18 protein-coding genes are annotated in these 26,609 nt (G+C 47.9%); 14 read left to right on the top strand and 4 right to left on the bottom strand.

Annotated features, from left to right (window positions below; all coding sequences use genetic code 11):
* The first annotated feature begins 33 nt into the window (after positions 1-33).
* Together aceA and Q4Q49_RS07500 are read left to right on the top strand one after the other, a co-directional pair.
* Complete coding sequence (gene aceA, locus Q4Q49_RS07505; RefSeq protein ID WP_107404095.1) at positions 34-1,359, top strand: isocitrate lyase; 1,326 nt, start codon at positions 34-36, stop codon at positions 1,357-1,359.
* Positions 1,360-1,893: 534 nt separating this feature from the next.
* Entirely contained in the window at positions 1,894-2,262 is a 369-nt protein-coding gene (locus Q4Q49_RS07500; protein ID WP_006080843.1) for an acyl-CoA thioesterase, read from the top strand.
* 80 nt (positions 2,263-2,342) lie between these two features.
* Here the strand turns inward: Q4Q49_RS07500 and Q4Q49_RS07495 are convergent, their stop codons facing one another.
* The 3 genes from Q4Q49_RS07495 to yiaY form a co-directional block, all read right to left on the bottom strand.
* Positions 2,343-2,549, bottom strand: coding sequence for a hypothetical protein (locus Q4Q49_RS07495; RefSeq protein ID WP_006080844.1), 207 nt, complete (start codon positions 2,547-2,549; stop codon positions 2,343-2,345).
* Positions 2,550-2,847: 298 nt separating this feature from the next.
* On the bottom strand, positions 2,848-3,213 hold the full coding sequence (locus tag Q4Q49_RS07490) for a hypothetical protein (RefSeq protein WP_006080845.1): 366 nt from the start codon (positions 3,211-3,213) through the stop codon (positions 2,848-2,850).
* Between the two features lie 857 nt (positions 3,214-4,070).
* A complete protein-coding gene (gene yiaY, locus Q4Q49_RS07485; RefSeq protein ID WP_311999019.1) occupies positions 4,071-5,219 on the bottom strand; it encodes an L-threonine dehydrogenase in 1,149 nt (382 codons plus the stop codon).
* 613 nt (positions 5,220-5,832) lie between these two features.
* On the opposite strand from yiaY, the gene betI reads away from it, so the two are divergent.
* The 6 genes from betI (at position 5,833) to Q4Q49_RS07455 (ending at position 12,459) form a co-directional block, all read left to right on the top strand.
* The gene (gene betI, locus Q4Q49_RS07480; protein ID WP_063882696.1) at positions 5,833-6,438 is read left to right on the top strand and encodes a transcriptional regulator BetI; all 606 of its coding nucleotides are present in this window, start codon (positions 5,833-5,835) and stop codon (positions 6,436-6,438) included.
* Positions 6,429-7,892, top strand: coding sequence for a betaine-aldehyde dehydrogenase (gene betB, locus Q4Q49_RS07475; RefSeq protein WP_311999018.1), 1,464 nt, complete (start codon positions 6,429-6,431; stop codon positions 7,890-7,892). Before betI ends, betB begins: the two co-directional genes overlap by 10 nt.
* Positions 7,893-7,901: 9 nt before the next feature.
* Positions 7,902-9,587 carry a choline dehydrogenase gene (gene betA, locus Q4Q49_RS07470; RefSeq protein ID WP_311999017.1) on the top strand — a complete coding sequence of 562 codons (1,686 nt, stop codon included), beginning with the start codon at positions 7,902-7,904 and terminating at the stop codon, positions 9,585-9,587.
* 368 nt (positions 9,588-9,955) lie between these two features.
* A complete protein-coding gene (locus Q4Q49_RS07465) occupies positions 9,956-11,173 on the top strand; it encodes a choline transporter (protein WP_006080850.1) in 1,218 nt (405 codons plus the stop codon).
* Positions 11,174-11,187: 14 nt separating this feature from the next.
* Complete coding sequence (locus Q4Q49_RS07460) at positions 11,188-11,892, top strand: TorF family putative porin (protein ID WP_311988841.1); 705 nt, start codon at positions 11,188-11,190, stop codon at positions 11,890-11,892.
* 90 nt (positions 11,893-11,982) lie between these two features.
* Positions 11,983-12,459: a MarR family winged helix-turn-helix transcriptional regulator gene (locus Q4Q49_RS07455; RefSeq protein ID WP_006080852.1), complete on the top strand. Its 477-nt coding sequence runs from the start codon at positions 11,983-11,985 to the stop codon at positions 12,457-12,459.
* 128 nt (positions 12,460-12,587) lie between these two features.
* Here Q4Q49_RS07455 and Q4Q49_RS07450 read toward each other — a convergent pair whose 3' ends face one another.
* The gene (locus Q4Q49_RS07450) at positions 12,588-13,217 is read right to left on the bottom strand and encodes a peptidylprolyl isomerase (protein WP_311999016.1); all 630 of its coding nucleotides are present in this window, start codon (positions 13,215-13,217) and stop codon (positions 12,588-12,590) included.
* A gap of 605 nt (positions 13,218-13,822) precedes the next feature.
* On the opposite strand from Q4Q49_RS07450, the gene malQ reads away from it, so the two are divergent.
* From malQ to Q4Q49_RS07420, 6 genes are all read left to right on the top strand, one after another.
* Positions 13,823-16,249, top strand: a complete 2,427-nt coding sequence (malQ, locus tag Q4Q49_RS07445) for a 4-alpha-glucanotransferase (protein WP_311999015.1) — start codon at positions 13,823-13,825, stop codon at positions 16,247-16,249.
* A 114-nt stretch (positions 16,250-16,363) separates the two neighbouring features.
* The gene (gene glgB, locus Q4Q49_RS07440) at positions 16,364-18,595 is read left to right on the top strand and encodes a 1,4-alpha-glucan branching protein GlgB (RefSeq protein WP_311999014.1); all 2,232 of its coding nucleotides are present in this window, start codon (positions 16,364-16,366) and stop codon (positions 18,593-18,595) included.
* Position 18,596: 1 nt separating this feature from the next.
* Entirely contained in the window at positions 18,597-20,798 is a 2,202-nt protein-coding gene (glgX, locus tag Q4Q49_RS07435) for a glycogen debranching protein GlgX (RefSeq protein ID WP_311890075.1), read from the top strand.
* 11 nt (positions 20,799-20,809) lie between these two features.
* Positions 20,810-23,341 (top strand): glycogen/starch/alpha-glucan phosphorylase, encoded by a 2,532-nt coding sequence (locus Q4Q49_RS07430; protein WP_311890074.1) that lies wholly within the window; start codon positions 20,810-20,812, stop codon positions 23,339-23,341.
* A 183-nt stretch (positions 23,342-23,524) separates the two neighbouring features.
* Positions 23,525-24,787 (top strand): glucose-1-phosphate adenylyltransferase, encoded by a 1,263-nt coding sequence (gene glgC, locus Q4Q49_RS07425; protein WP_311890073.1) that lies wholly within the window; start codon positions 23,525-23,527, stop codon positions 24,785-24,787.
* Positions 24,788-24,972: 185 nt separating this feature from the next.
* Positions 24,973-26,592 (top strand): glycogen/starch synthase, encoded by a 1,620-nt coding sequence (locus tag Q4Q49_RS07420; RefSeq protein ID WP_311999013.1) that lies wholly within the window; start codon positions 24,973-24,975, stop codon positions 26,590-26,592.
* The last annotated feature ends 17 nt before the right edge of the window (positions 26,593-26,609 follow it).

Genomic DNA, 26,609 nt, shown 5'->3' with positions numbered 1-26,609 from the left:
TAGCTACAACATCAAAGAGAAAGGAGCGACACTATGACTAAGGCAACGACTCAGAATTCACGTCAAGAGCAGATTGATGCAATCAAGAGAGATTGGGCAGAAAACCCACGTTGGAAAAACGTGCGTCGTCCTTACACCGCGGAAGAAGTGGTTGCACTTCGCGGTTCAATCGTGCCTGAGAATACTATCGCCAAGCGTGGTGCGGCTAAGTTATGGGAACTGGTGAATGGCGGCGCTAAAAAAGGCTACGTGAATTCGCTCGGTGCGTTAACGGGCGGTCAAGCGGTACAACAGGCGAAAGCGGGTATCGAAGCGATTTACCTTTCTGGTTGGCAAGTGGCTGCCGATGCTAACTTAGCCGGCACTATGTACCCAGATCAATCTTTATACCCAGCCAACTCTGTGCCAGCTGTGGTATCCCGTATCAATAACTCTTTCCGTCGTGCTGACCAAATTCAATGGGGCAATGGCGTTAATCCAGAAGATGAAAAATTTGTTGATTACTTCCTGCCAATTATTGCTGACGCAGAAGCGGGTTTTGGCGGCGTATTAAATGCCTTCGAACTGATGAAGTCGATGATCGACGCGGGCGCTGCCGGCGTTCACTTTGAAGATCAGTTAGCTTCAGTGAAGAAATGTGGCCACATGGGCGGCAAAGTATTAGTGCCAACCCAAGAAGCGGTACAAAAGCTGGTTGCTGCACGTTTAGCGGCGGATGTGAGCGGTGTCGATACACTGGTTATCGCCCGTACCGATGCTAACGCGGCCGATTTGTTAACTTCAGATTGCGACCCATACGACCGTGATTTCGTGACTGGCGAGCGCACCAATGAAGGTTTCTACCGTGTTAAAGCGGGTCTTGACCAAGCGATTTCTCGCGGTCTAGCTTACGCCCCGTATGCAGATTTGATTTGGTGTGAAACCGCTAAACCGGATCTTGAAGAAGCGCGGATTTTTGCTGAAGCGATTCATGCTCAATACCCAGATCAACTGTTGGCGTATAACTGTTCGCCTTCGTTCAACTGGAAGAAAAATCTGGACGACGCCACTATCGCGCGCTTCCAACAAGCATTGTCAGACATGGGCTACAAGTACCAGTTCATCACTTTAGCCGGCATTCACAACATGTGGTACAACATGTTCGACCTCGCTTACGACTATGCTCGTGGCGAAGGCATGAAGCATTATGTTGAAAAAGTTCAAGAAGTTGAGTTTGCTGCAGCGAAGAAAGGTTACACCTTCGTCGCGCATCAACAGGAAGTGGGCACAGGTTATTTCGACCAAGTGACTACTGTTATTCAAGGTGGCCATTCATCAGTGACCGCACTGACAGGTTCTACCGAAGAAGAGCAGTTTTAAGCAGTAAGCAGCGCTTAGGATGATCCATTGTGATTGTGGATCACTCCTCAGCACGCCTTATGCCGATGTGTGGTGAGGCGTGGTTAAAAACTCGAAATAGAGGGCAAGGGCGGACTGTGATGAGTTACCTACCTTGCAGCTTAAATATCGAGTCGAGTATGAAAGAGTGTTACCCGTAAGCCTGTGTTTAGCTGCTTTGCAGCTCTTGTCCCCCGTGCAGTTCGCCTACATGTGCTGTACGGGTTTTTAAGTCAAATTTTGTGACTTAACTTCCTACCCAGTAAGTTTTTGCTTGCCTTAGCTTGGCGACTCTATGAGTCGCTATTTTTTTGCTTATTGGTTCACTATTGCGCTGATTAATATGGTGCAACTCTGATACGACTTGGTGCAATAATCGGATTATTTTACAGCAGCTTATTGCTATCTTATTGTTATTTAATGGCTATCAATTGTGGCCTGGAAAATGCTCTGAATAATGTGGAAAGTTATAGCGTATTAAAGCTGATTGTTGGCATTCACATTGAGGTCACCGCCATGAAATATTACAGTCGCCGTTTAGTTAAACCTGAACATTTAAATCCAGCAAATACACTGTTTGGCGGTCAGTTGCTCAGTTGGATAGACGAGGAGGCCGCTATTTTTGCTGCCTGCCAGATGAAGAGCACCAGCCATGTGACTAAGCTGATTTCTGAAATCAACTTTATGACGCCAGCGCATCAAGGTGATGTGATCGAGTTTGGTCTGGAGCTGGTGAGCCTCGGCCACAGTTCGATTACCGTAAGCTGCCAAGTGCGCAATAAGATGACGCAGGCGCCGGTGGTGAGCATAGATAAGATGGTGTTTGTGCATGTGAATGCCCAAGGATTACCTGTGCCCCATGGTATTCGGGCGAATGCGGCTTAGTGGGCGCGGAGCTTAAAATGCGTGACGTTTGAATAGATAAGATACTTAAAACAGACAGTGACGCCTAGGCGTCACTGTGATTAGTCTTTGGTTAAATCTTCTTTTACCGATTTGACGGCATCCCGCGAGGCATGACCTATGGCTTTGGTGGTGTCTCGAGTCGCGTGGCCTATCTCAGTGGTGACATCTTTAGTGGTTGTGCCAATGGCACGGCCTGCGTCCTTTAAATCCGCACAGGCGGATGTAGCGAGTAATAAAGGAATAATAATGAGCGTCGCTTTATTCATTGTGATGCTAATCCTCAATTTAAGTTCATAACTCAATTTACTGGGCCCTGTCATTTCTACAGTGCCAAATAACATTCGGGACAATATAACAGATCTTGAGCTGAATCACGCTATGGCACCAGTATCTGCCGAGCCGCTGTCGTAATGTCTTTAGGCAAGTTTAGGCAAGTTTGAGCAAGAGGTGTGGAGCAGATGGGGCGAAATGCATCGGAGTTTAAATTTTATGAATTCAGTAAATAAAAACGCCAGTGGCGTTTTGCGCACTGGCGTCTAAGGTCGCTAAATAATACTGCAAAGATTATTCGAGTTTGGCTAAGCGTTGTTGATAGTCTTCAATCAGGTGCTGCATGATTTCTTCCGGTGCGGCATCGTCACAGCAATCATCTAAAAAGATTTTAAAGGTGACTAAGGCATGGCCGTCATTTTTGAGTCTGTCACTCTGCATTGAGAAGTAGGCATCTTCATTTTCGGCTTTGCGAACCACAAACTTATTTGTTTCGAAGGACTTATCCCCAGAAAGCTCGTGCCACTTAGTGATGCGATTTAACGCGATTTCACAGGACTGGTTCATTTCAATATGATTTAACCAAGTAACGGGATGTTCAGGATCTTTGTAATGTGGACATCTAACTGTGTAGTTATATACATGGGTGATTGCAGTCATAGCGTACCTACCTGTTCGAGGATATTGTTGCCATCATAGGCATCGTTTTTGAATTCGGTCAATCATTAATTAAGTCTATTTAGCCTTGATGTTTTTTGACGGAGAAGGATAGTTACTGCATGAAAATTAACCATTTACTTAATCTGTCATGTCTCTATTTAGCATGAGTTTTATGCCAATAACTTTGTGCTAGATCTCAGTTTTGGGTGAAGTTTCGCTTTTGCTGAATTACTGATTAATAAAGCAACAACTTGGTCGTCAGTAAGTCTTATTGAGTGTAAGTGATAAAAAGAGCAAACAGCGGAATAAATTGATTAATTAAGCTTTGGTGGGCGTAATACGATTAAGTGGCAGTATAAGTGGTTGCAGTGGTCGCAGCGAAAACGCAGAAGCTAGAATGGACAGAGGCCCATTCGTTAGAACGGGCCTCTCAGCTGGCTTCATCTTTTGCAGGGAAAAAGCGAACTGGGGCCATCTTATCGGATCTGTAACAGTCTGTAACCCACAGAGATCACGTTTTTTATATCATTTTGCTATGAATATTTGAGGTTCAGATCCTTTCTTCTTGAATATGCAGATTTGTGAGTGTTTTGTCAGTGCAAAGGTGCATAGACACTGAGTTTTATGTTGGTTTTTGTTGCTCAGTTTTTAAGATCGCAACCTTGTCGATACTGGTAGAAAAAAGGCCCCAATAGTGCAGTGATATTCTGTGCACTATTGGAGCCTAAAACGCATTCATTGGAGGATGAAGTCGTGTTTATGCACTAGCAGGGCAATCAGTCGTTATCCAGCAAGTTAGCGCACGATTGCTGTGCGATAACTTGCGATTGATAAAGTATGGCGATTACAGCGCGCAACTACAGCGCATTAGTGAAGATCTGACAGATTTCCGCATGGGTCGCTTGTTTTGGATTGGTGAATCCACAGGCATCTTTTAACGCGTTATCCGCAAGTGTTGGAATATCTTCCGCTTTCACGCCTAATAAGGTCAGGTTTTCTGGGATCTTAACTGCCACAGACAGTTTTTTGATTGCCGCTATCGCCGCACTGGCACCTTGCTCATCGGTCATGTTGGACACATCCACACCCATAGCCTTAGCAATGTCTTTTAAGCGAGCAGGGACGACCTGAGCATTGTATTCCTGCACATGGGGCAGCAGCAGGGCGTTACACACACCGTGGGGCAGATCGTAGAAACCGCCTAACTGATGCGCCATCGCATGCACATAACCTAAGCTGGCATTGTTAAAGGCCATACCCGCTAGAAACTGGGCGTAGGCCATTTGCTCACGGGCGTTGATATCTTGACCATTTTCCACCGCGTTGACTAAGTTAGCCTGAATCAATTCTATGGCCTTGATCGCACAGGCGTCGGTGATCGGATTGGCTGCAATAGACACATAGGCTTCAACCGCGTGAGTGAGTGCATCCATACCGGTTGCGGCCGTGAGGCTCGCAGGTTTTTTCAGCATGAGCTCAGGGTCATTGACCGACAGCAAAGGCGTAGTGTGTTTATCGACAATCGCCATTTTAATGTGGCGGGCTTCGTCGGTAATGATACAGAAGCGCGTCATTTCACTGGCAGTACCTGCCGTCGTATTAATGGCCACTAATGGCAACTGTGGTTTTGCAGATTGATCTAACCCTTCGTAATCCTTAATGCTGCCGCCATTGGTGGCAACAAGGGCGATACCTTTGGCGCAATCATGGGGGGAGCCGCCGCCGAGTGAAATCACAAAGTCACACTGGTTGGCTTTTAACAGGGCTAAACCGGCTTCGACGTTGGTCACGGTTGGGTTAGGTTGTACGCCATCATAAATGGTGGAGGTAATGCCATTTTGACCGAGTTTTTCGGCCACTTCACCGACTAAGCCAATGTTGACTAAGGGTTTGTCTGTCACTATGAGTGCGTGCTTAAAGCCTAAGGTTTTGATGTCACCGATAGCGTCATCCACAGCGCCTTGGCCTAATACGTTGACAGAAGGAATAAAAAATTTAGCAGCCATAAAATCCACCTATTAATTTGCAAAGATAAATTTGTTTTCGTTTCTGGTGTTCAAGCTACCAATTTGGAGGTAGTGAAAGTGTGAGCTTGATCGAGTTCAGCGCTTATCTGGGGCCAATTTCCCACTAAAGTTGGAACCCGGTAACTAAACTTCGGACTTTTATGACGGGTATCAGTGTCGGCGTACGGTATGGTTTTTTTAGCGTTGTTAGCGCCCCTTGTGATGCATCATTTTTGAATATCTTTTACTGGTCTTTTTATCGCATTTTTGCCCCGTCTTTTAATCCAACATTTCACGGCTCAATTGTTAAATCTAACAGAGGTCAAACCTCATTAATACTCTCATTCGTAGCACTATCTTCAGCTAATTAGTTTGATGTCTAATATTAATTTGTGTGTGCTGCTGTGGTTGTGGTAGGGCCGCAAGTCAAAGAAATCTATACATTTATCTTGTTTTTACACATTAATTCTTTTTTACATAACTAACCTGTGAGCTTTGTCACTGTGCTATTTTAGGTTGATAGTTACATCACTAATCATTATCATGATTGTTAATTGAACGTTCAATTAACGTCGTTCAGAGTATTGAGAGAGTGGTTATTCCTTGAGTGTTTATGCCTAAAGCCGCAATGAAATTGATACGCAGACAGCAGCTTATCGATGCGACATTAGCATCGGTTGCCTTGCATGGATTGCAGCACACGACTATCAACAGCATTAGTCAGTTGGCGGGGATGTCGTCGGGGATCATCAGTCATTATTTCAGTGGTAAGCAGGGCTTAATCCAAGCGACGCTGCGCCACTTGCTCGAGCAGTTAAAGCAGGCGTTGCTCAATCGAATCCAAGGACAAGTGTTGGCGCCAACAGAGCGCTTAATGATGATAGTTGAAGCGAATTTTACCGAGTTACAGCGCTCACGAAATGTCACTCACACTTGGCTGAGTTTTTGGGCACAGGCCGTCCACGATCCCCAGTTAGCCCGTTTGCAGAATATCAATAGTCGCCGCTTATACAGCAACTTACATTTTTCCTTTCGGCACGTGTTGCCCAAAGAGTTTGCCCTGATGGCTGCTGAGCAAACGGCGGCGATGATCGATGGATTTTGGTTACGCAGCGCCTTAAGTGAAACCCCTGAGCAGGATTTTGTTCAGGCCGAAAAATTATGCAAAACCTTTATCCACAATGTGATAAAGCAGCATGGAGTCAATACATGTCAGTAGAAGTACAGTACAACTTTATTGCGGGTCAGTTGCTCGCAAACGATAGCGGCGAAACCTTCGACGTCGTCAATCCTGCCACAGGGCAATTGGCGTATCGAGTGCAAGTGGCCGATGAAAAAATTCAGCAAGCGGCCATCGAAAGCGCCAAAAAAGGCTTTGCGATTTGGTCTGCCATGAGTGCCACTGAACGCAGCCGTATTCTGTTAAACGCGGTCGCATTATTGCGCGCCCGTAATGATGAACTCGCGGCAATCGAAGTGTGCGACACAGGTAAACCTTGGCAAGAAGCCTCAGTGGTTGATGTGGTCACAGGCGCAGATGCTATCGAATTTTTTGCCCATATTGCCCCAGGGCTTGAAGGCGCGCAGCAGCAAGTCGGTGGGGATTTTTATTATACCCGCCGCGAGCCCTTAGGTATTTGTGCTGGCATTGGCGCGTGGAATTATCCATTGCAAATCGCCTGTTGGAAGGCCGCACCTGCCTTAGCCAGCGGCAATGTGATGATTTTTAAACCTTCGGAAGAAACGCCGCTTGGCGCACTGAAATTGGCGCAACTCTTTAGTGAGGCGGGTCTGCCCGATGGCGTATTTAACGTCGTGATGGGTGACGGCAAGGTTGGCGCTTGGTTAACGGGACATCCGGATATTGCCAAAGTGTCCTTCACGGGCGAAGTCGGTACTGGCAAGAAAGTCATGGCCGCGGCGGCAAGTTCATTAAAAGACGTCACTATGGAACTCGGTGGTAAATCACCGCTTATCGTATTTGACGATGCCGATATCGATAATGCCGTTTCAGGTGCCATGCTCGGTAACTTCTATACCCAAGGTGAAGTCTGTACTAATGGGACGCGGGTGTTTGTCCATGAGTCGGTTTATGCACGCTTTATCGAAAAACTGCTTATGCGTACTCAAACTAATATTGTGGTGGGCGATCCTATGGCGCCAGAGACTAACTTTGGCGCCTTGATCTCCAAAGACCACCAGCAAAAAGTACTCGATTATATTCAGCAAGGTATCGATGACGGCGCAACTCTGCTCACCGGAGGCACAGCACTAACGCCGGAAAATGCTCCCAATGGTTACTTTGTTGCCCCGACGATTTTCACCCATTGCACCGACGAGATGCGCATCTGTAAAGAGGAAATCTTTGGCCCTGTGATGTCGGTACTCACCTTTAAAGAGGAAGCCGAAGTGATTGCTCGGGCAAACAATACCGCCATGGGCTTAGCCGCTGGGGTGTTTACCCAAGATATCAGCCGTGCACATCGGGTTATTCATCAGTTACAAGCGGGTATTTGCTGGATCAATGCTTATGGCGCCTCGCCAGCCGAAATGCCTGTGGGTGGCTATAAGTTGTCGGGTATTGGCCGTGAAAACGGTAGCGAGACACTCAAGCATTACACCCAAATTAAAGCCGTTTATGTGGGTCTGCAGCCCTTAGAAAGCCCATTTTAAGGAGGCATTTTGACTCAGTCATTAGAGCAAAAATATTATAACTACATCATAGTTGGCGCAGGCTCAGCGGGTTGTGTGCTCGCCAATCGCTTGTCAAAGGATCCTAAAAACGAAGTGCTGTTATTAGAAACCGGAGGCAGTGATAAGAGTATCTTTATTCAAATGCCGACGGCGTTATCAATTCCGATGAACAGCCCTAAATATGCTTGGCAGTTTGAGACGCAGCCTGAGCCGTATTTAGATAATCGCAAGATGCATTGTCCTCGGGGCAAGGTGCTTGGCGGTTCATCGTCGATCAACGGCATGGTGTATGTCCGTGGTCATGCCAGGGACTTTGATGAGTGGCAGGCGCAAGGGGCGACCAACTGGGATTACAGCCATTGTTTGCCGTACTTTAAAAAGGCGGAAACCTGGGCCTTTGGTGGTGATGAGTATCGCGGTGAGTCAGGGCCGTTAGGGGTGAATAACGGCAATCAGATGCAAAACCCCTTGTACCAAGCCTTTGTGGATGCGGGCATCGCGGCGGGGTATTTATCGACCGCCGATTATAATGCGGCGCAGCAAGAAGGTTTTGGTCCCATGCATATGACGGTCAAAAAAGGCGTACGCTGGTCAACCGCCAATGCCTATTTACGCCCAGCGATGGCTAGACGTAACCTCACGGTTGTGACCCACGCTTTAGTGCATAAAGTGTTATTGGAAGGACAAACGGCTGTTGGCGTTCGCATCGAACATAAAGGTAAAGTTGAAGATATTCGTTGTAATAAAGAAGTGATTTTAGCTGCTGGATCAATAGGTTCGCCGCATTTGCTGCAATTATCAGGCATTGGCGATCCCCAAGTATTGGCCGATGCAGGGGTCGAGTTACAACATGAGTTGCCCGGTGTTGGTCAGAATTTACAGGATCATTTAGAGTTTTATTTCCAATTCAAATGCCTTAAACCGATTTCACTCAATGGCAAGTTAGATCCATTCAGCAAGTTCTTAATCGGTGCTCGGTGGATCTTAGATAAGTCTGGTCTAGGGGCCACGAATCACTTTGAATCCTGTGGTTTTATTCGCTCAAAAGCGGGTCTCGAGTGGCCAGATTTGCAGTACCACTTTTTACCTGCGGCTATGCGTTACGATGGTAAAGAAGCTTTTGCGGGGCATGGTTTTCAGGTGCATGTGGGCCATAACAAGCCTAAAAGCCGTGGTGCCGTGACCTTAGTGTCGGCAGATCCTAAAGCGCCACCTAAGATCCAGTTCAATTATTTACAGCATCCCGATGATATTGAAGGCTTTAGAGCCTGCGTGCGTTTAACCCGTGAGATCATCAATCAAGCGCCATTCGATGAGTATCGCGGTGAAGAAATTCAACCCGGCACACAAGTGCAAACCGATGAGCAAATCGATGCCTTTGTGCGCCAATCGGTTGAGAGTGCTTATCATCCTTCTTGCTCGTGCAAGATGGGCACAGATGCGATGGCGGTGGTGGATCCTGAAACCCGCGTGCATGGATTGCAGAATTTACGAGTGGTGGATTCTTCTATTTTCCCGACTATCCCGAACGGTAATTTAAACGCTCCGACCATCATGTTGGCTGAGCGCGCCGCGGATATGATTTTAGAGGCTGAGATGTTAGCGCCAGCAGATTCCGCCGTTGTGGTTGCCGACGCTTGGCAAACCACACAAAGAAGCACTGCGACAAGTTAACGGCGCAAGTTAACGCCATAAGTGCACAACATGCCTGCTCGGTCCGTCTTATCGATGGACTGGCGGCTTCAACTTTGAAATGACTCATTAATTGATTACTCAAAATAAGGGTCATGATTCATTTTATCTAAAGGGTCGGTCAGCCCGCAGTGAGTGTGCAAATGATCACTTTCACGACTGAACATCTATCAGGGTTTAACTATCGCAGAGCGCTTTTTAAGTAGCGATATTTAAGGCTTGAGGGCAGAGCGCTGCCTTTAAAAATGATTCAGTTTTTTATTATTAAATAAAAACATGGAGTTACATTTTATGGATTCATATCCTCATGCCTACTTATATCCAGTATCGACTGGGACGGAGTGCATCCTATGACTTGGTTATTATCCGCAGGGATACTGTTCACTTTTGCCGCGATTGCGTTTGTGATTTATCGTTGGGGTAACATTCGCTGTATCGGTGTGACGCCTGTGCGTACGTTTACCTTTATCGCGATTCTGTTCACCTCAGGCCTCGATGTCGGTTTGATTATGTTTCCGCTGACCGAGTTTGCCGGCTATGCAAATGTGGCAGCGAGTCCTGAATACGGCTTTACCAATCCGCTGGCGATTGAGTTTGGCTTTTGGGCCTTCTTGATTTGGGGTTTCTACTTTTTAACCTGCTTCTATTTTTGTGTGATTGAACCTAGGGTGAAGTTCTTCGACATTCCTTTGGTCAAGTTCATCAATAATATCGTGATTATTGGTACCTGTGCCTTTACCGCCTATTTGTTATTAAGCAATTTGCCCTGGTACTTACCCGAATTAGGTGATGGCGAAACCATAGTCGGTAGCTTTTATTTAATCGTATTTATGGTGATTGCCGCGGCGGTATATTCCAGCACTAGCATACGTTATGTGCGTATTTTGAGCTTAGCCAGCACTTGGTTATTTTTAGGCTTGATTGCCATGATGTGGGCCAGTGCATTTTTATCGGCTGACTCAAGTGTGGGCGAGTTCTTTACGACCTTTGCTATGTTGGGCGACTACTTCGGCAATATTCAACATTTTGTGTTACCCATCAACGACTACCATGAGTTTTATCTGTTCTGGTGGTTTGCGTGGAGCATTATGATTGGTCAATTTACCTCGCGCTTTGTCGGCGGGATGAAAACCTATCAAGTGCTGCTGGCCATGATGGTGTTTCCGTCTATCCCCATCGCCATCTGGTTCACTGTGCTTTATTACTACAGCGCCAATGGGTTAGATACCTCGGGCTTCTATAATCTGGCGATGGTGATTGTAGGGGTGACCTTTGTGATTAATTCACTCGACTCACTGGTACGCCTGTATACCGACAATCTTAATCTGACGATTGAGCGTTTAGGCAAGCTTAAATATGTCAGCTTTAACTTAGTGTTGCTCTGCAGTCTGACATTACTCTTTCAATTAGACTTTCTTCAAATTCAATGGGTTGGTGCAATCGCACTGGGCCTGATCTTTAGCTGTTTTGGTTACATCATGATGACGCAATTGCAAACAGTTCGTGCCATTGAGCGCTCGCCAAAAGAGAACAAAATCGACTTTACTAAAATTGAGCTAGCTAACTAATGGAAAAATTAATAATGAAATCAAAATGTTTTTATCTTGTCGCTGGTGGATTGTTATTGATGTCGACTGCGGCGAATGCCGGATTATCGGCCACTGTGACGGCGACGTCGGATTACACTTTTAACGGTGTCAGCCAAACGGACAACGGCCCAGCACTGCAAGGCAGTCTGGATTACGGGTTTGATTCGGGCTGGTACGTGGGCGGCTTTACCTCGAACGTCGACTTTGGTGGTAGCGATGATACTTGGTTAGAGCTCGATGCCTATGCGGGTAAGTACTATCAGTTGAATAAACAATTGAGTCTCGATGTTGGGCTGGCCTATTACACCTACCACGGCGATTCCTTCTCCGATGAGTACAACTATCCTGAGCTGTATAGCAAGCTGGGTTATGACACTTCACTTGGCCACTCTGAAGCTAAGTTAACCTACACATGGGACTACTTTGGTTTAGGCGGCGGACATTACACTATGTTGCTCGGCCATACGATTAGCGTTGCCGAGGGCCATGATATTCGCTTCAGTGTTGACCGCTCGACGTCACTCGATGAAGACAAATGGTCATGGGATGGCGGCAAATCCTTCAATCACTATCGCATTGCCTATATGACCAGTTGGAGCGGCTTTGATTTCAGCCTTGCCGCAGAAGATACCAGCATGAACTTAGATACCAGTGACGAGCGCCTAGTGTTGTCGGTATCGCGTCAATTCATGTTGTAATCTAAGGCACTTTTACCATAAAAGTGCTCCTCTTGGTGAGTTCAGTCGCGCTTTCTGGTAAGGTGCACTGGACAACTGGGACGGGACATTATGGAAAAGTACGAACAACTGCTCATTTCGCTGCGTCGAGTGATACGCGCTATCGACATTCATTCTCGCCAGCTGAACAAACATTCAGGTTTAACTGGGCCGCAATTGATGGTGATGCAAAAAATCGCCCAGTTGGATGCGCCATTGGCGAAAACTGTGGCGGAAGAAATTACGCTGAGCCCTGCGACTGTGACGACTATTATCGATCGTCTCGAGGGCCGTGGTTTAGTGATCCGTTTGCGCAGTGAGACTGATAAACGTAAGGTGCATTTATACCTTAGCGATGCGGGACGAGCGCTGTTACAGGACTCGCCTAAACCGTTACAGGATCATTTTATTAAGCGTTATCAGAATCTTGAAGAATGGGAGCAGAGTCAATTGCTCTCTGCCGTTGAGCGTATCGCGACTATGATGGACGCAGATAAAATTGATGCGGCGCCTATGCTCTTGGTCGGGAAGATCCAAGGCGACGAGTAATCGTTTAGCACATGGTTTAAATGAATTAGACGCTAAAATCGATTCGTTTTTAAAATGAAAAAGCACTGAATCTTCAGTGCTTTTTTGCTTTTAACTCAATGTCGTTTAGCTGTGCATCTTTTACATACTTAAGCAGCAGGGCAGCTTGTTGTAGCCACAGAGTTAATCAGAATTTCTTGTACTGGCGTGTTGGCAAAACCACCGCTGTTTTTTGTCGGTACTATGCTGATCTGATCCGCCACATCCATGCCGTCAACCACTTTGCCAAACACGGCATAACCATAATTGCTCGCAGACGCATCCAAATGTGGATTATCTAACACATTGATAAAGAACTGTGATGTTGCAGAATTAGGGTCATCTGTGCGAGCCATGGAGATAGTGCCACGTTTGTTGCTAATACCGACTGCGGCTTCATTCTTGATGGGGGCATCGCCTGGTTTGCTTTTGAGTCCAGTGGTAAAACCGCCGCCTTGGATCATAAAGTTATTAACGGTTCTATGGAATAAGGTGCCGTTATAGAAAGACTTATCAACATACTGCTTAAAGTTTTTACCTGTGATGGGCATGTTCGTTAAGTCAATGGCGAGTGTGATATCGCCTTTTGTGGTTTTCATTAAATAACACGCATCCGCAGATAAGGCTGGCGGAGTGGGATCGGGCGTCGGTGGCGTCGGCGTTAGATCACCATCTGTACTTCCTTCACAACCGGTTAAGGCTATGCAGCCGACAAACAGTAATCCTGATAACATCTTCATTTTATATCCTTATTCTCAATCATCATTGGGGAGTTTCTGCTTTAGCGTTCCATCGAGCGAGCCTCTTGCGGATAAGCGAGGGCATATCAGGCTCCATGAATGTAATGTTGTTATTATGTTTCTACGCTGTAGCGAGATTAGATGTTGACAGAGGAGAGATAGGCTGTTCAAGTTATAAAGTGCAATTGATACAAAGTGTTGCACCGAACTCACTAGTCGATATGTTTTGGGTCTTATTCATTGGGTTTTAGTTCGAATGCTATGACATATAAATGTCTTACGCCTGTCATGTTATTTTTATGCCTTAGTTCCCTGCTTAGTGCTTGTCTTTTGTAACTGCCTCTCGTGACTGCTTTTCGTCAAGGCCTTGAGAAGCATGCTTGCCCTCTTGCTGAACGCATGCCCCAAGTTGGTGCGTTCCATGTTTATTATTTCGATTGTCACTGCGCGCGAACTTAACTGAGTGCTTCTAGTAAGTTACTGATTTTTTGAAAAAGTTTTTTGTTATTTCCCTGAAATATTTATGTCATCTTCTTGTTACTTTTGGTTGGCATGGTTACTGTATATCTAAAGCTATGGATGAGCGGTCGCGGGGGCGACAAAATATGGGGCTGGAAAAGTTGCTGTATTTGCGGGGGGTTGGAGCAGAATTTACTGATTGTTTTGGCCAAGAGATCCATATTTCCGAGGTAGACAGGCAAGGTATCTTGACCTGTATGTTACAGGAAAAAAACACTGTGGCAGGGACTGCCATTGATGCTTCTGCTACAGAGGCGTTATCGAGTGATGTTGGGCTGACTAACGTCGATGCGGTATTGACCGAAGCGCTGATCGCCTCACAAATTGACTTGCTGGATGCCCGTCCTTGGACTCAGGTGTTACCCGAATTCCATTGGTGTTTCGTGGATGAACCTTGGATAAGCCTTTGTTTACCTGAAACCTATACCTCAGATCTGAGTGTGGCGATTGAATGCGAACAGGGTGATTCTATCGTATTTGATGTGCCGTTCTCGGCGCTTAAGTCGATTGGCGATTACCGCATTGAACAAACGCTTTATCTCCACTATCGCCTTGATCTTACGCAACTGGGATTAGCACGCCTCGATTTAGCTGAGGCTAAGACCCAAGCTTCCCCTGAACACTCAATGACCGCCGAGACTGAGGCGGTGAATTTAGCGTCTTATTTCTTGAGCAGCCAAGAGTTCACTAACAACCCAGCCTTAATCAAAAACCAAGACTCATTTGCGCATGCAGCCGACAAAAATGCGAGTGATTTCTCTTTGTTAGGCTTGGGCTTTCATCGCATAGCTTTAAGCTTAAAACATGCTCTAGAGACCAGTGCACCAGCGCCAAGCTCGGCGCTACAGAGCAGTGTGATGGCTGAGGCTGATACCAGCACTTTGTTTTCTGGCACCTTAATGGTGGCACCGCGGGCCGCTTATCAAGGCGTACTCACGGCTGTCGCCCAAGGTAAGCGCCATAAACCTTGGGGGATCAGCGTTCAACTCTACAGTTTACGCAGCGAGAGCCAATGGGGAATAGGTGACTTTGGCGATTTAGAACAACTGATCGCGCTGGTGGCGGCGCAGGGCGCGGATTTCATTCAACTCAATCCCTTGCATGCCCTCGACATTGCGGCGCCAGAGCATCCGAGTCCCTATAGTCCGTGCGATCGCCGCAGACTCAATCCTCTTTATATTCAATTACAAAGCGTTCCTGAATACCAAGCACTTACCACTGAATTTTCAAGCGCTACTTGGATAGAGGCCATCGCCTTACTGAATCGTGACAATTGGCTCGATTATCCTAAGGTGAGTGAGCTCAAATATCGTGCCTTTGAGCAGTTATATCGCGTTTTTTGTGAAACCCATTTAGCAAACGACACGCCCAGAGCGCAAAGATTCCATGAGTTTGTGCGTGAGCAGGGCACTGCGCTGCAAGAGTTTGCTCAAGCGGAATACTTACGTAGCCCAAAAGCGTTTGTACAAGAGGAAGGTTTCTATCTTTACCTGCAATTTGTGGCCGAAAACCAGTTACACCTCTGTCAGCTAAAAGCGAAAGAAGTGGGCATGGGGCTGGGATTAATCCGTGATTTGGCCGTTGGCGCAGCGCTGCAGGGCAGTGAAGTACAGGCCAATGCCGAGCAGTTTTGTTTGAATGCCAGTATCGGCGCACCGCCCGATCCCTTTGCACCCCAAGGGCAAAATTGGGGCTTAACGCCCCTCGATCCGGTGAAGTTAAAACAACATAATTTCAGTCATTTTATCGCCTTGATCCGCGCCAATATGGAAAGCTGTGGCGCCTTGCGTATCGATCACGTGATGGGCTTACTGCGCCTCTGGTGGTGGCCACTGGATAAACAACTCGGCCAGGGTGCCTATGTGTATTATCCCGTCGAAACCTTGCTCGCCATCGTTTGCCTTGAGAGCCAACGCGCCCGCTGTGTGGTGATTGGTGAAGACTTAGGGCTAGTGCCACCGGACATTATTCATCGTCTCTACACTTCTGGCATTTACTCCAACGAATTGTTCTATTTCTGCAAAGACCATCAAGGCTTTAAATCACCGGCTCAATACAAGTCCCAGAGCCTGATGATGCTGGCGAACCACGATGTACCGACTTTAGTCGCTTGGTGGTGTGGCAGCGATTTGCACCTGCGTCGACAGTTATCCCTGTTTGAAACTGACGACCAATTGGGTGAGGCGCTGGCTGGGCGGGAGCATGAAAAGCAGCAGCTTATTTCACTGTTAGTCGCTCAAGGTCTGTTAGCCGAGGCGGCGATAGCAGAACTCGATATTCAAACCTTGCTCACGGCTTGGATGACCCTAGGGGCTCGCGGCAATAGTGCGCTGTACAGCGTGCAACTGTGTGATTTATTAGCCGATCGCCATGCGGTGAACATTCCCGGCACTTGGCTCGAATATCCTAACTGGCAGCGTCGCTTACCTTTGAGTTTAACGCAAGTGTCGGCTTCGCCAGAGATACTGCAGCGATTACAAAATATCGCTGCGGCGAGACAGCTACCGAGTTAATGCTGCTGATCCAGTGCCACATTATGCCATCCCTAAAGGTTCGATAATTAGGAGGTGTTATGCGGATAAAGAGTGCCAATTTGCAAGTTTAATTGACTGATAAACGGAAGAAAAATGATGACTCAAGCCAATGCCTATTTTTACGATGGCGCCGACGTCGCCCTACTTAATGGTCAATACACTGATGTTTTTTCGCTCTTGGGTATGCACAGTGCCAACGAGGGTAAGGCATTAATTGTTCGTTGTTTTTTACGCAATGCCCTCAGTGTGGATGTGATCAGCATTAAAGATGGCCGCAAAGTAGCGAGTTTGGACAAAGTTAACGAGCAGGGATTGTTCGCCGGTACGCTGGGGCGACGCGTCAAACCGTTTCTCTATTTGCTGCGGGTAGAATACCCCCTGTGTCAGCTAGATATTATTGACCCTTATCAGTTTGATTCACTGCTCAATAGTGATGATATTTATCTTTTTGGTGAAGGCAGCGCCGAGCGCGCCTATCAGTTTTTAGGCGCCAACTGGCGTCAGACCCAAGGCGTTGAAGGTGTGCATTTTTGTGTGTGGGCACCCAATGCCAAACGGGTGTCTGTGGTGGGAGATTTTAACCATTGGGACGATACTCGCCATGTGATGCGCCAACATATTGCCAATGGTTTATGGGAGCTATTTCTGCCTAATGTGGTTGAAGGCGCCCACTATAAGTTTGATTTGGTTTATCAAAATGGTGAGCGTCATGCCAAGTCCGACCCCATGGCGACTCAAATGGAATGCGCGCCCCATAATGCTTCTATCGTGCCTAAGAAAGCCCATCACAGCTGGAATGATACCGCTTGGATGAGTAAACGCGCGGCGACTGCTTGGCATAAAGCGCCCATGTCGGCCTACGAAGTGCACTTAGGTTCGTGGCGTCGCAAGGGAGAGCAAGGTGAGCAATATCTTGATTATAACGACTTGATTGAACAGCTGATTCCCTATGTGAAGGAGCAAGGTTTTACCCACATTGAACTGATGCCTATCAGCGAGTTTCCCTTCGATGGTTCGTGGGGATATCAGCCCGTGGGTCTCTATGCACCGACCCACAGATTTGGCGATGCCAATGGGTTAAAAGCCTTTGTGGATGCCTGCCATCAGGCGGGAATTGGTATTATCCTCGATTGGGTGTCGGCGCATTTTCCTAAGGATCCCCACGGCTTAGTGCGTTTCGATGGCACTTGTCTGTATGAGCATGAAGATCCTCGCAAGGGCACACATCCCGATTGGGATACCCTGATTTATAACTATGATCGCGGTGAAGTGCGCAGTTTCTTGTTGAGTAATGCCTGTTACTGGCTGCGGGAGTTTCATTTCGATGGCCTGCGTCTCGATGCCGTATCTTCTATGTTGTACCTCGATTACAGCCGCGAGCCGGGCCAATGGCTGCCCAATGCCTATGGTGGACGGGAGAATCTCGAGGCCATTAGTTTCTTACAAATTTTGAATCAACGCCTATACCAAGCGTTCCCCGGCATTTGCATGATCGCCGAAGAGTCCACCGCTTTTGCGGGGGTGACTAAGCCGACGGATCAGCAAGGTCTTGGCTTTGGCTTTAAATGGAACATGGGCTGGATGAATGACAGCTTAAGCTACTTAGGCCGCGATCCGCTTTACCGCCAATTCCACCATCATCAATTGACCTTCAGTTTGATGTACGCCTATACCGAGCAATTTATGTTGTCCGTGAGTCACGATGAAGTGGTCCATGGCAAGGGCTCGTTGCTGCATAAAATTCCCGGTGATGATTGGCAGAAATTTGCCACCCTGCGTGCTTATTACGGTTTTATGTGGGGGCATCCCGGGAAGAAATTACTCTTTATGGGCTGCGAGTTTGGTCAGCGAAATGAGTGGAACCATAACCAGAGTTTAGATTGGCACTTATTGGCTTATGAACCGCACCAAGGTGTGCAACGTTGGCTTAAAGATCTCAATCACTTATATCAAAAAATGCCAGCCTTATCGGTTCAGGATTACGAGGGAGCAGGATTTAGTTGGCTAGATTGTGAGAATAGCCGCGACAGCATCTTTACCTTTGTGCGTTACGGCTTAGCGGGTGATGCGCCGTTAGTGTTTGTCATCAACATGACGCCCCAATTGCACACTGAATTCCGTATTGGTTTGCCCTTGGCGGGGGATTACCGCGAATACCTGAATAGCGATAGCCAGATTTATGGTGGCAGTAACCAAGGTAATGCGGGCACTGTGGTTGCTGAGCTGCTGCCGTGGCAGGGCATGGCGCAGAGCGCGCTGATCACTGTGCCGCCCTTGGGCTGTCTAGTCATAGGGCCTGCAACTGGATTGGCTGAGGCGAACTAGTATGCAAAAGCCCACGGCTGATGATATCAAGCTCAACCCTGACGCTAAACATAACCCTTCTCAAAATGAGAAATGGGCCTTGGGGGCAGGTGAGCCTTTTCCGCTCGGTGCTAATGTTGAAGGCGATGGCGTCAACTTTGCGTTATTTTCAGCTAACGCGACAGCGGTCGAGTTATGCCTATTTGATGACAATGGCGAGCAAGAAGTCGCGCGGATTGCGTTAACTGAACAAACCCAGCAAATCTGGCATGTGTTTGTGCAGGGGCTTAAAGCGGGGCAACTCTACGGCTATCGCGTTTATGGCTCCTATGAGCCTCAGCTTGGCCACAGATTTAACCCCAATAAGTTATTGCTCGACCCCTATGCGCGCCAGCTGGTCGGTGAATATAGCGACCATGAGTCTAACTATGGTTACGAGCTGAATCACAAGGATGAAGACTTATCTTTCAGTAAGTTAGATAACGCTGCCTATGTGCCAAAATGTAAGGTTGTGGACATTCGTCCATTAATCGACATCGCCGCTAAGCAGTCGATTCAGCCCGTAGCGACGAGGTTTCAGCCCAAACCCCTAGAGCGCAGCATTATTTATGAGATGCACGTTAAAGGCTTTACGGCGGCGCATCCTGAGATTGAACCTAATAAACGCGCCACCTTTGCGGGTTTAGCGACTCAGCTTGCTATCGATTATTTGGCCGAACTTGGGGTGACGTGCGTCGAGTTACTTCCAGTACAGGCCTTTTTTACTGAACCATTTTTGCTCGAGAAAAAGCTTACTAATTATTGGGGTTACAACAGTATTGGCTTTTTTGCCCCCGAGCCGAGTTATCTGTCATCCGACGATATTGGTGAGTTTCGCGCTATGGTGGATGCACTCCACGGTGCGGGTATCGAAGTGATCCTCGATGTGGTCTATAACCACAGCGCCGAGGGCAGTCGACTTGGGCCAACCTTTAGTTTTCGTGGCATAGATAATCTCAGTTATTACCGCCTACATCCGAATGATAAGCGTTTTTACATTAACGATACGGGTTGCGGAAACACCTTAAATATCAACCATCCACGCATGTTGCAGCTCGTGTTAGATTCGCTGCGTTACTGGGTAGAAATCATGGGCGTCGATGGATTTCGCTTCGACTTAGCGGCCTGCCTAGGTCGCGAGGCCTATGGTTTTGATCCCGGCTCAGGTTTCTTCGATGCATTGTTGCAAGACCCTGTGTTGTGCCGAGTGAAATTGATTGCTGAGCCTTGGGATATCGGCCCTGGCGGTTATCAATTAGGTAATTTCCCCGTGGCCTTTAGCGAGTGGAATGACAGATATAGAGACACTATGCGCCGCTTCTGGCGCGGCGATCACAGCATGTTGCCCGAATTTGCCAGGCGGTTTCATGGCTCGGGGGATTTCTTCGAGCATGGCGGCCGTCCGCCTGCGACCAGTCTTAACTTTTTAACCAGTCACGACGGTTTTACCCTCAAAGATTTAGTGAGTTATACCCAGCGCCACAATTTGGCGAATGGGGAAGATAATCGCGACGGTCACCAAGAAAACTTCAGTCATCATTATGGGATTGAAGGGGAAACCGAAGATAGCGCAATTCTGGCACTTCGTGGTCGTCAACAGCGTAACTTATTGACTACGCTATTTTTATCCCAAGGTGTGCCTATGTTGTTGAGCGGCGATGAAACGGGCCGCACCCAGCAAGGTAACAATAATGCCTATTGCCAAGACAATGAACTGAACTGGTTTGATTGGTCGGCAAAGGGTATGGATACTGAGCTGTTAGCCTTTACTCAGCAGCTTATCGCCCTGCGCAAACGTTTCCCCTTGTTATGCGCTAAACGCTTCATTCACGAACAGTTATTGGCCGAATCCTTAGCCGATACCGGTGCTCGCTTAGATTGGTTTAGTCGTCAAGGTGAGCAAATGACCAAGAGCCTGTGGACTGAGTCTATGTGTCGCAGTTTGTCTGTGGTGCTTTCTGGTGACTTAGAAGGCCGAGGCAAGCAGCAAGCTCTGCTGTTGATGGTCAATGCCGACGATAATCCGTTAGCTTTTACGCCGCCGACCTTTGAGCACTTGAGTCCGTGGCAATGCCTTATTCATACCCAAACTGAGCCGCTGGATGCTCAGATCTCTACGACGCGATACTTGCTGCAAGATCGCAGTCTCATGCTTTTTCATGCTGATTTGATTTTCAAGAAATGAAGGAATTAACTATGACTGACGAAAGCGAACTGAGCCCCAATACCAGCGAAAAAACCGTACCATCCGCGCCAAAAGCGGCAAGTAAGAAGGCGCCAGCTAAGCGTCAGGCCAAGCCTAAAGCCGCTGAACCCTGTGAACCCTGCGATTCCTTGCCCGCTTCCTTTGAGCGCCATTTACGTTATGGACTCAGCCGTGGCGAAGGTGTGAGCTGCGAATTATTTCAAGCGCTGGCTTACAGCGTGAAAGAGCAGATGCTAGACAATTGGCGTCAAACCCGCATGGATGACAGCCATTTTCAGCGCAAGCAAGTGGCGTATTTATCCCTTGAGTTCTTGATGGGCAGGGCGCTAGGTAATGCACTGCTGAGTCTAGATTTACAGCAAGATAGCCGTGATGCCTTGAGCAACTATGCGGTATCGCTAGAAGAGTTAGAAGAAGCTGAACATGATGCCGGTTTAGGTAACGGCGGTTTAGGCCGATTGGCGGCGTGTTTTCTCGATAGCTGCGCCAGCATGGACTTATCAGTGACAGGCTATGGCATACGTTACGAATATGGCATGTTCGCCCAGAAGATAGTCGACGGTTATCAGGTTGAACGCCCTGACCGTTGGCTGCGCGAAGGCAATCCGTGGGAAGTTCGTGTGCCCACCCACAACGTAATAGTGCCATTTTTTGGTCACACTGAATCCTATGTTGATAAACAGGGCCGCAGGCACATTATTTGGGTAGAAACCCAAGATGTGCTCGCCGTCGCCTATGACATGCCAGTTCCTGGTTATCGCAATGGACGGGTGAATACCCTGAGATTGTGGAAGGCCGAAGCGACCGATGACTTTGATTTAGCTGAGTTTAACCAAGGCGACTACACAGAAGCCGTGGCCCGTAAAAACTTGGCTGAGCAGATCACTATGGTGCTCTATCCCAATGATGCCAGCGAGAACGGCAAAGAGCTGCGATTACGTCAGCAATACTTTTTATCCTCCGCCAGTTTGCAGGATTTACTCAAACGTTGGGTGAGTCGCCATGGCCATGATTTCACCCAGTTTGCCGCTAAAAATGTGATGCAGCTGAACGACACTCACCCTAGCATTGCCGTGCCTGAGTTGATGCGGTTATTGATCGACGAATACGGTTTGGAATGGGACAGTGCGTGGGCGATTACCAGCCAGACCATGGCGTACACTAACCATACCCTATTGCCAGAAGCACTAGAGCGTTGGCCCGTGCGCATGATGGCGCAGATGCTGCCACGCATTTTAGAAATCATTTATGAAATCAACGCCCGCTACTTAGATTTAGTCGCCCACCACTGGCCGGGGGACGCTAGCAAACTGGCGAGTATGTCGATTATTCAAGATGGCCCCCATCCTCACGTGCGCATGGCCTATCTGGCGATTGTGGCGAGTTTCTCGGTCAACGGCGTCGCGGGTTTACACACGCAACTGCTTAAATCAGGGTTGTTTAAGGATTTCTATGAGTTGTGGCCGCACAAGTTTAATAACCGCACCAATGGCGTGACCCCAAGGCGTTGGCTTGCCCATTGTAATCCTGCCTTAGCTAAGTTATTGACCGCCCATTTAGGTAAAGAGTGGGTGACAGATTTAAGCCAGTTAACGGCGCTTAATGCCCTCACACAGGACACGGCATTTATCCAAAAATGGCGTGATGTGAAGCAAGCCAACAAGGCTTTGCTGGCTAAGATGATTGCTAAGGAATGTGGCGTCGAGTTCGATCCATCTATGTTGTTTGATGTGCAAGTGAAGCGTATTCACGAATATAAACGTCAGCTGCTCAATATCTTACATGTGGTTCATCTCTATCATCAGATCCAACAAGGCCACACCGAAAACATGGTGCCACGTTGCGTGTTGATCGGCGGTAAAGCGGCGCCCGGTTACTTTATGGCTAAGTTGATCATCAAGCTCGCCAGCAATGTCGCCCACATGGTCAATTCCGATCCTTTAGTCACGCCTTACCTACGTTTTGCTTTCTTACCCAATTACAACGTCAGCGCCATGGAAAAAATCTGTCCGGGAACGGACTTATCCGAGCAAATTTCGACCGCGGGTAAAGAAGCATCGGGCACGGGCAATATGAAGTTCATGATGAACGGCGCACTGACGATTGGCACTATGGATGGCGCCAATATCGAGATGCTAGAGGAAGTAGGCTCAGAGAACTTCTTCCTGTTCGGACTCAATGCAGAGCAGGTCTCTGAGGTACGTAACCACTATCATCCACGCAGCATTATTGACGATTCACCGGCGTTATCTGAGGTGATGAAGTTACTCAAGAGTGGTCATTTCAATCTGCTGGAGCCTGGGATTTTCGATCCCATTATTGCCGCCATCGAAAGCAGCGACGATCAATGGATGACGGCCGCCGACTTTGACAGTTATCGAGTCGTACAAGAAGCCGTGGCGCGGGCCTATAAAGATCCGCAGGTTTGGACGCAAATGAGTATTCGCAATACCGCCGCCAGCGGACGTTTTTCGAGTGATGTGACGATCGCGGGTTATCGCGATGAAATTTGGAAACTGTAAGGGCTGGGCTCTGGGTTATAAGTCTTGTTATAGCGGATGAGTATAAGTGTTTGAAAGGAAAGCAACAATCAATGGAAGGAATGGGGAATGCAAGTGAGAAATACTCAGGGGAATACGGCCGTTTCTGCCGTATCGAGAAGCCATTTATGGGCAATCAGTTTGCCGATTTCGGAGTAAGAGCCTATGTCTAATGTTCGTTATATCAGTAATTTAACTCGTGAAACCTATGCGTTGATTTTAGCTGGTGGGCGCGGGTCTCGCTTGCATGAACTCACGGATTGGCGTGCTAAACCGGCGCTGTATTTCGGTGGTAAGTTTCGTATTATCGATTTTCCGCTGTCTAACTGCATCAACTCAGGTATTCGCCGTGTGGGTGTGGTCACTCAGTACAAATCGCATTCCTTGATCCGCCATGTGATGCGCGGTTGGGGCCATTTTAAAAAGGAGCTCGGCGAGTCGGTGGAGATTTTACCCGCCTCACAACGCTATTCGGAAAACTGGTATCAAGGCACCGCCGATGCGGTATTCCAAAACATCGACATCATTCGCCATGAGCTGCCTAAATACGTAATGGTGTTGTCGGGCGATCACGTGTATCGCATGGATTATGCGGGGTTATTAGCCGCCCATGCCGAGTCGGGTGCAGATATGACAGTCTCATGCCTTGAGGTGCCTATTGCCGAAGCGGCGGGTTCGTTTGGAGTGATGGAAGTCGACGACGAGATGCGCATCTTAGGCTTTGAAGAAAAGCCGCAGCAGCCTAAGCATTCTCCGGGCAATCCTGAAATGTGTTTAGCATCTATGGGCAACTATGTGTTTAACACAGAGTTTTTGTTTGACCAGCTCAAGAAAGATGCCTTAAACGAAAGCTCAGATCGGGATTTTGGTAAGGATATTATTCCTGCGATCATCGAAAAACATAATGTGTTCGCCTATCCCTTTAAGAGCGCTTTCCCAAATGAGCAAGCCTATTGGCGCGATGTGGGGACGTTAGACTCTTTCTGGCAAGCGAATATGGAGCTGTTATCGCCCACGCCAGCACTGAATTTGTACGATGCAAAATGGCCAATTTGGACCTTCCAAGAACAATTGCCACCCGCTAAATTTGTGTTTGATGACGATGATAGACGCGGTATGGCGCTGGACTCGATTGTCTCGGGCGGTTGTATTATTTCGGGTGCGACAGTGCGCCGTAGCGTATTGTTTAACGAAGTACGTGTCTGTTCTTATTCGTTGGTTGAAGATTCAGTCGTGCTGCCCGATGTGGTCGTGCTGCGCCATTGCAAAATCAAGAATGCGATACTCGACCGTGGCTGCATTATTCCCGAAGGCATGGTGATAGGTTATAACCATGATCACGACCGAGCCAAAGGTTTTAGGGTGTCGGAAAAAGGCGTCACTTTAGTGACCCGTGACATGCTAGGTTTACCAGTGGGTTATGAATAGCGGTTGCAATTCATCTTTTGAGTCGCCAAGCATAATGAGCACAAACGGCTTAGGAACGGGCTTAAGTTTGAGCTTTAAGTACGGGCTTAAGTTAAGTGTTTAGATTAAGCCCTTAGATTTAGCGCTTAGGTACAGTCAGCTTATTAATAAGCCGCTGAAATGAAGTAGCGGGAGTATCCAATTAATTGAAACAACGCATTTTAATGGTCGCGGCTGAAAACGGTGCCCTTGCGGGCGCCAAGGTTGGCGGTATGGCGGATGTGATCCGTGACTTACCCGACGCTTTGGCGGGTGTGGATTTGTGCGCCGATGTGATTATGCCAAGCTATGGCTTTTTGACTGCGGTCGCGAATCAACCCCAAGATTTGGGTGAGTTAACTGTGGCCTTTGGCGGCCGATTGGAGCGGGTGCACGTGTTTGCCATGCCCCATCCTCAAGTGCCAGAGGCGATGATTTATCTGCTCGAACATGCATTATGGCAATCCGTACCTGGGCAAATTTATAGCCAAGGCAGCGCCGAGCGTCCTTTTGCCGACGATGCAACTAAGTTTGCTTTCCTTTGCGCGAGTGTCGCCACGGCATTAGCCACGGGTCGAGTGCCAATGCCGGCTGTGCTGCATTTACATGATTGGCATGCGGGCTGCTTAGCCATGCTAAGGGCGTTTGTGCCTGAGTTCAGTGCTCTCAAAGAAATTGAGTGTGTGTTCTCCATCCACAATTTGGCGCTGCAGGGGATACGTCCCCTAAGCCAAGACTCGTCCTCGTTTGCGGCATGGTTTCCCGAGCTATTTGCGTCTTTAACGCAGGGGCAAAAACAGCTGATCACCGATCCCCGTTATCCCTACTGTGTTAACCCTATGCGCATGGGCATAGTGTTAAGCGACAAAGTGCATTTAGTCTCACCCAGTTATGCCAAGGAAGTGTTGCAGCCCTCCAGACCAGAAGCGGGATTCTTTGGTGGCGAAGGGCTAGAGCAAGACTTACAGGCCAAGGCCAATGATGACAAAGTGGTGGGGATTTTAAATGGCTGTGTATATTCGTCAGTATCGGATTTACCCGCTAAGCCACCTGCGCGTATTCAAGTACCCGAGTTCAAGCAATTGCTGAGTGCGGTTGAAACTGCGTTAGTGCAATGGCAGGGGCATCAAACGCAAGTGAGTGGCGTGGACATGATTGCTTTTGCCCGCACCCAAGCCCATTGGCGTCAAGCGATGGCGGAGCAAGTACCGAGTCTGCTATTGACTTCGGTGGGCCGCTTGACCGATCAAAAAGTCTTACTGCTGCGTCATCAATTGCCCTCGGGTTTATCTGTGCTTGAAACCTTACTTAAAGCATTGAAGCAGACAAAACCGACGGCGCTGCTGATTTTACTCGGCAGTGGCGATGCATCGATTGCTAAGTCCTTCCAAGTGTTAGGGGCTAAATACGATAACCTATTATTTTTGCAAGGATACAATGAGGCGTTATCCGAAGCACTGTATCAGCATGGCGATCTATTTTTGATGCCAAGCTCCTTTGAGCCCTGTGGCATCAGTCAAATGTTGGCCATGCGCGCCGGACAACCTTGCTTAGTGCATGGTGTGGGCGGATTGAAGGATACCGTTGAGGATGGCGTGACCGGCTTTGCTTTTAACGGCAATAGCTTAGACGAGCAAGCCGAAGCGTTTTTGCAAAGGTTGATGCAAGCCATTGCTTGTTTCGAGGGGAAAACATGGTCAAAGGTGCGTGCAGCAGCCATGGGACAGCGTTTTGACTGGCATTCCATTGCTGAACAATATCGTCAACAACTCTATTGCAAAGTGTGATGCAGCATATACAAAGT

The sequence above is a fragment of the Shewanella sp. SP1S1-7 genome (assembly GCF_031932105.1).
Lineage (GTDB): Bacteria > Pseudomonadota > Gammaproteobacteria > Enterobacterales > Shewanellaceae > Shewanella > Shewanella baltica.
This window is presented reverse-complemented; position numbering and strand designations above follow the sequence as displayed.

Bases quoted from the DNA above. Each gene is read 5' to 3' on its own strand.
- malQ (WP_311999015.1), top strand. From the start codon at position 13,823: ATGGGGCTGGAAAAGTTGCTGTATTTGCGGGGGGTTGGAGCAGAATTT.
- Q4Q49_RS07500 (WP_006080843.1), top strand. From the start codon at position 1,894: ATGAAATATTACAGTCGCCGTTTAGTTAAACCTGAACATTTAAATCCA.
- Q4Q49_RS07490 (WP_006080845.1), bottom strand. From the start codon at position 3,213: ATGACTGCAATCACCCATGTATATAACTACACAGTTAGATGTCCACAT.
- glgB (WP_311999014.1), top strand. From the start codon at position 16,364: ATGATGACTCAAGCCAATGCCTATTTTTACGATGGCGCCGACGTCGCC.
- glgX (WP_311890075.1), top strand. From the start codon at position 18,597: ATGCAAAAGCCCACGGCTGATGATATCAAGCTCAACCCTGACGCTAAA.
- Q4Q49_RS07430 (WP_311890074.1), top strand. From the start codon at position 20,810: ATGACTGACGAAAGCGAACTGAGCCCCAATACCAGCGAAAAAACCGTA.
- betI (WP_063882696.1), top strand. From the start codon at position 5,833: ATGCCTAAAGCCGCAATGAAATTGATACGCAGACAGCAGCTTATCGAT.
- betB (WP_311999018.1), top strand. From the start codon at position 6,429: ATGTCAGTAGAAGTACAGTACAACTTTATTGCGGGTCAGTTGCTCGCA.
- yiaY (WP_311999019.1), bottom strand. From the start codon at position 5,219: ATGGCTGCTAAATTTTTTATTCCTTCTGTCAACGTATTAGGCCAAGGC.
- Q4Q49_RS07495 (WP_006080844.1), bottom strand. From the start codon at position 2,549: ATGAATAAAGCGACGCTCATTATTATTCCTTTATTACTCGCTACATCC.
- Q4Q49_RS07455 (WP_006080852.1), top strand. From the start codon at position 11,983: ATGGAAAAGTACGAACAACTGCTCATTTCGCTGCGTCGAGTGATACGC.
- Q4Q49_RS07460 (WP_311988841.1), top strand. From the start codon at position 11,188: ATGAAATCAAAATGTTTTTATCTTGTCGCTGGTGGATTGTTATTGATG.
- Q4Q49_RS07465 (WP_006080850.1), top strand. From the start codon at position 9,956: ATGACTTGGTTATTATCCGCAGGGATACTGTTCACTTTTGCCGCGATT.
- aceA (WP_107404095.1), top strand. From the start codon at position 34: ATGACTAAGGCAACGACTCAGAATTCACGTCAAGAGCAGATTGATGCA.
- glgC (WP_311890073.1), top strand. From the start codon at position 23,525: ATGTCTAATGTTCGTTATATCAGTAATTTAACTCGTGAAACCTATGCG.
- Q4Q49_RS07450 (WP_311999016.1), bottom strand. From the start codon at position 13,217: ATGAAGATGTTATCAGGATTACTGTTTGTCGGCTGCATAGCCTTAACC.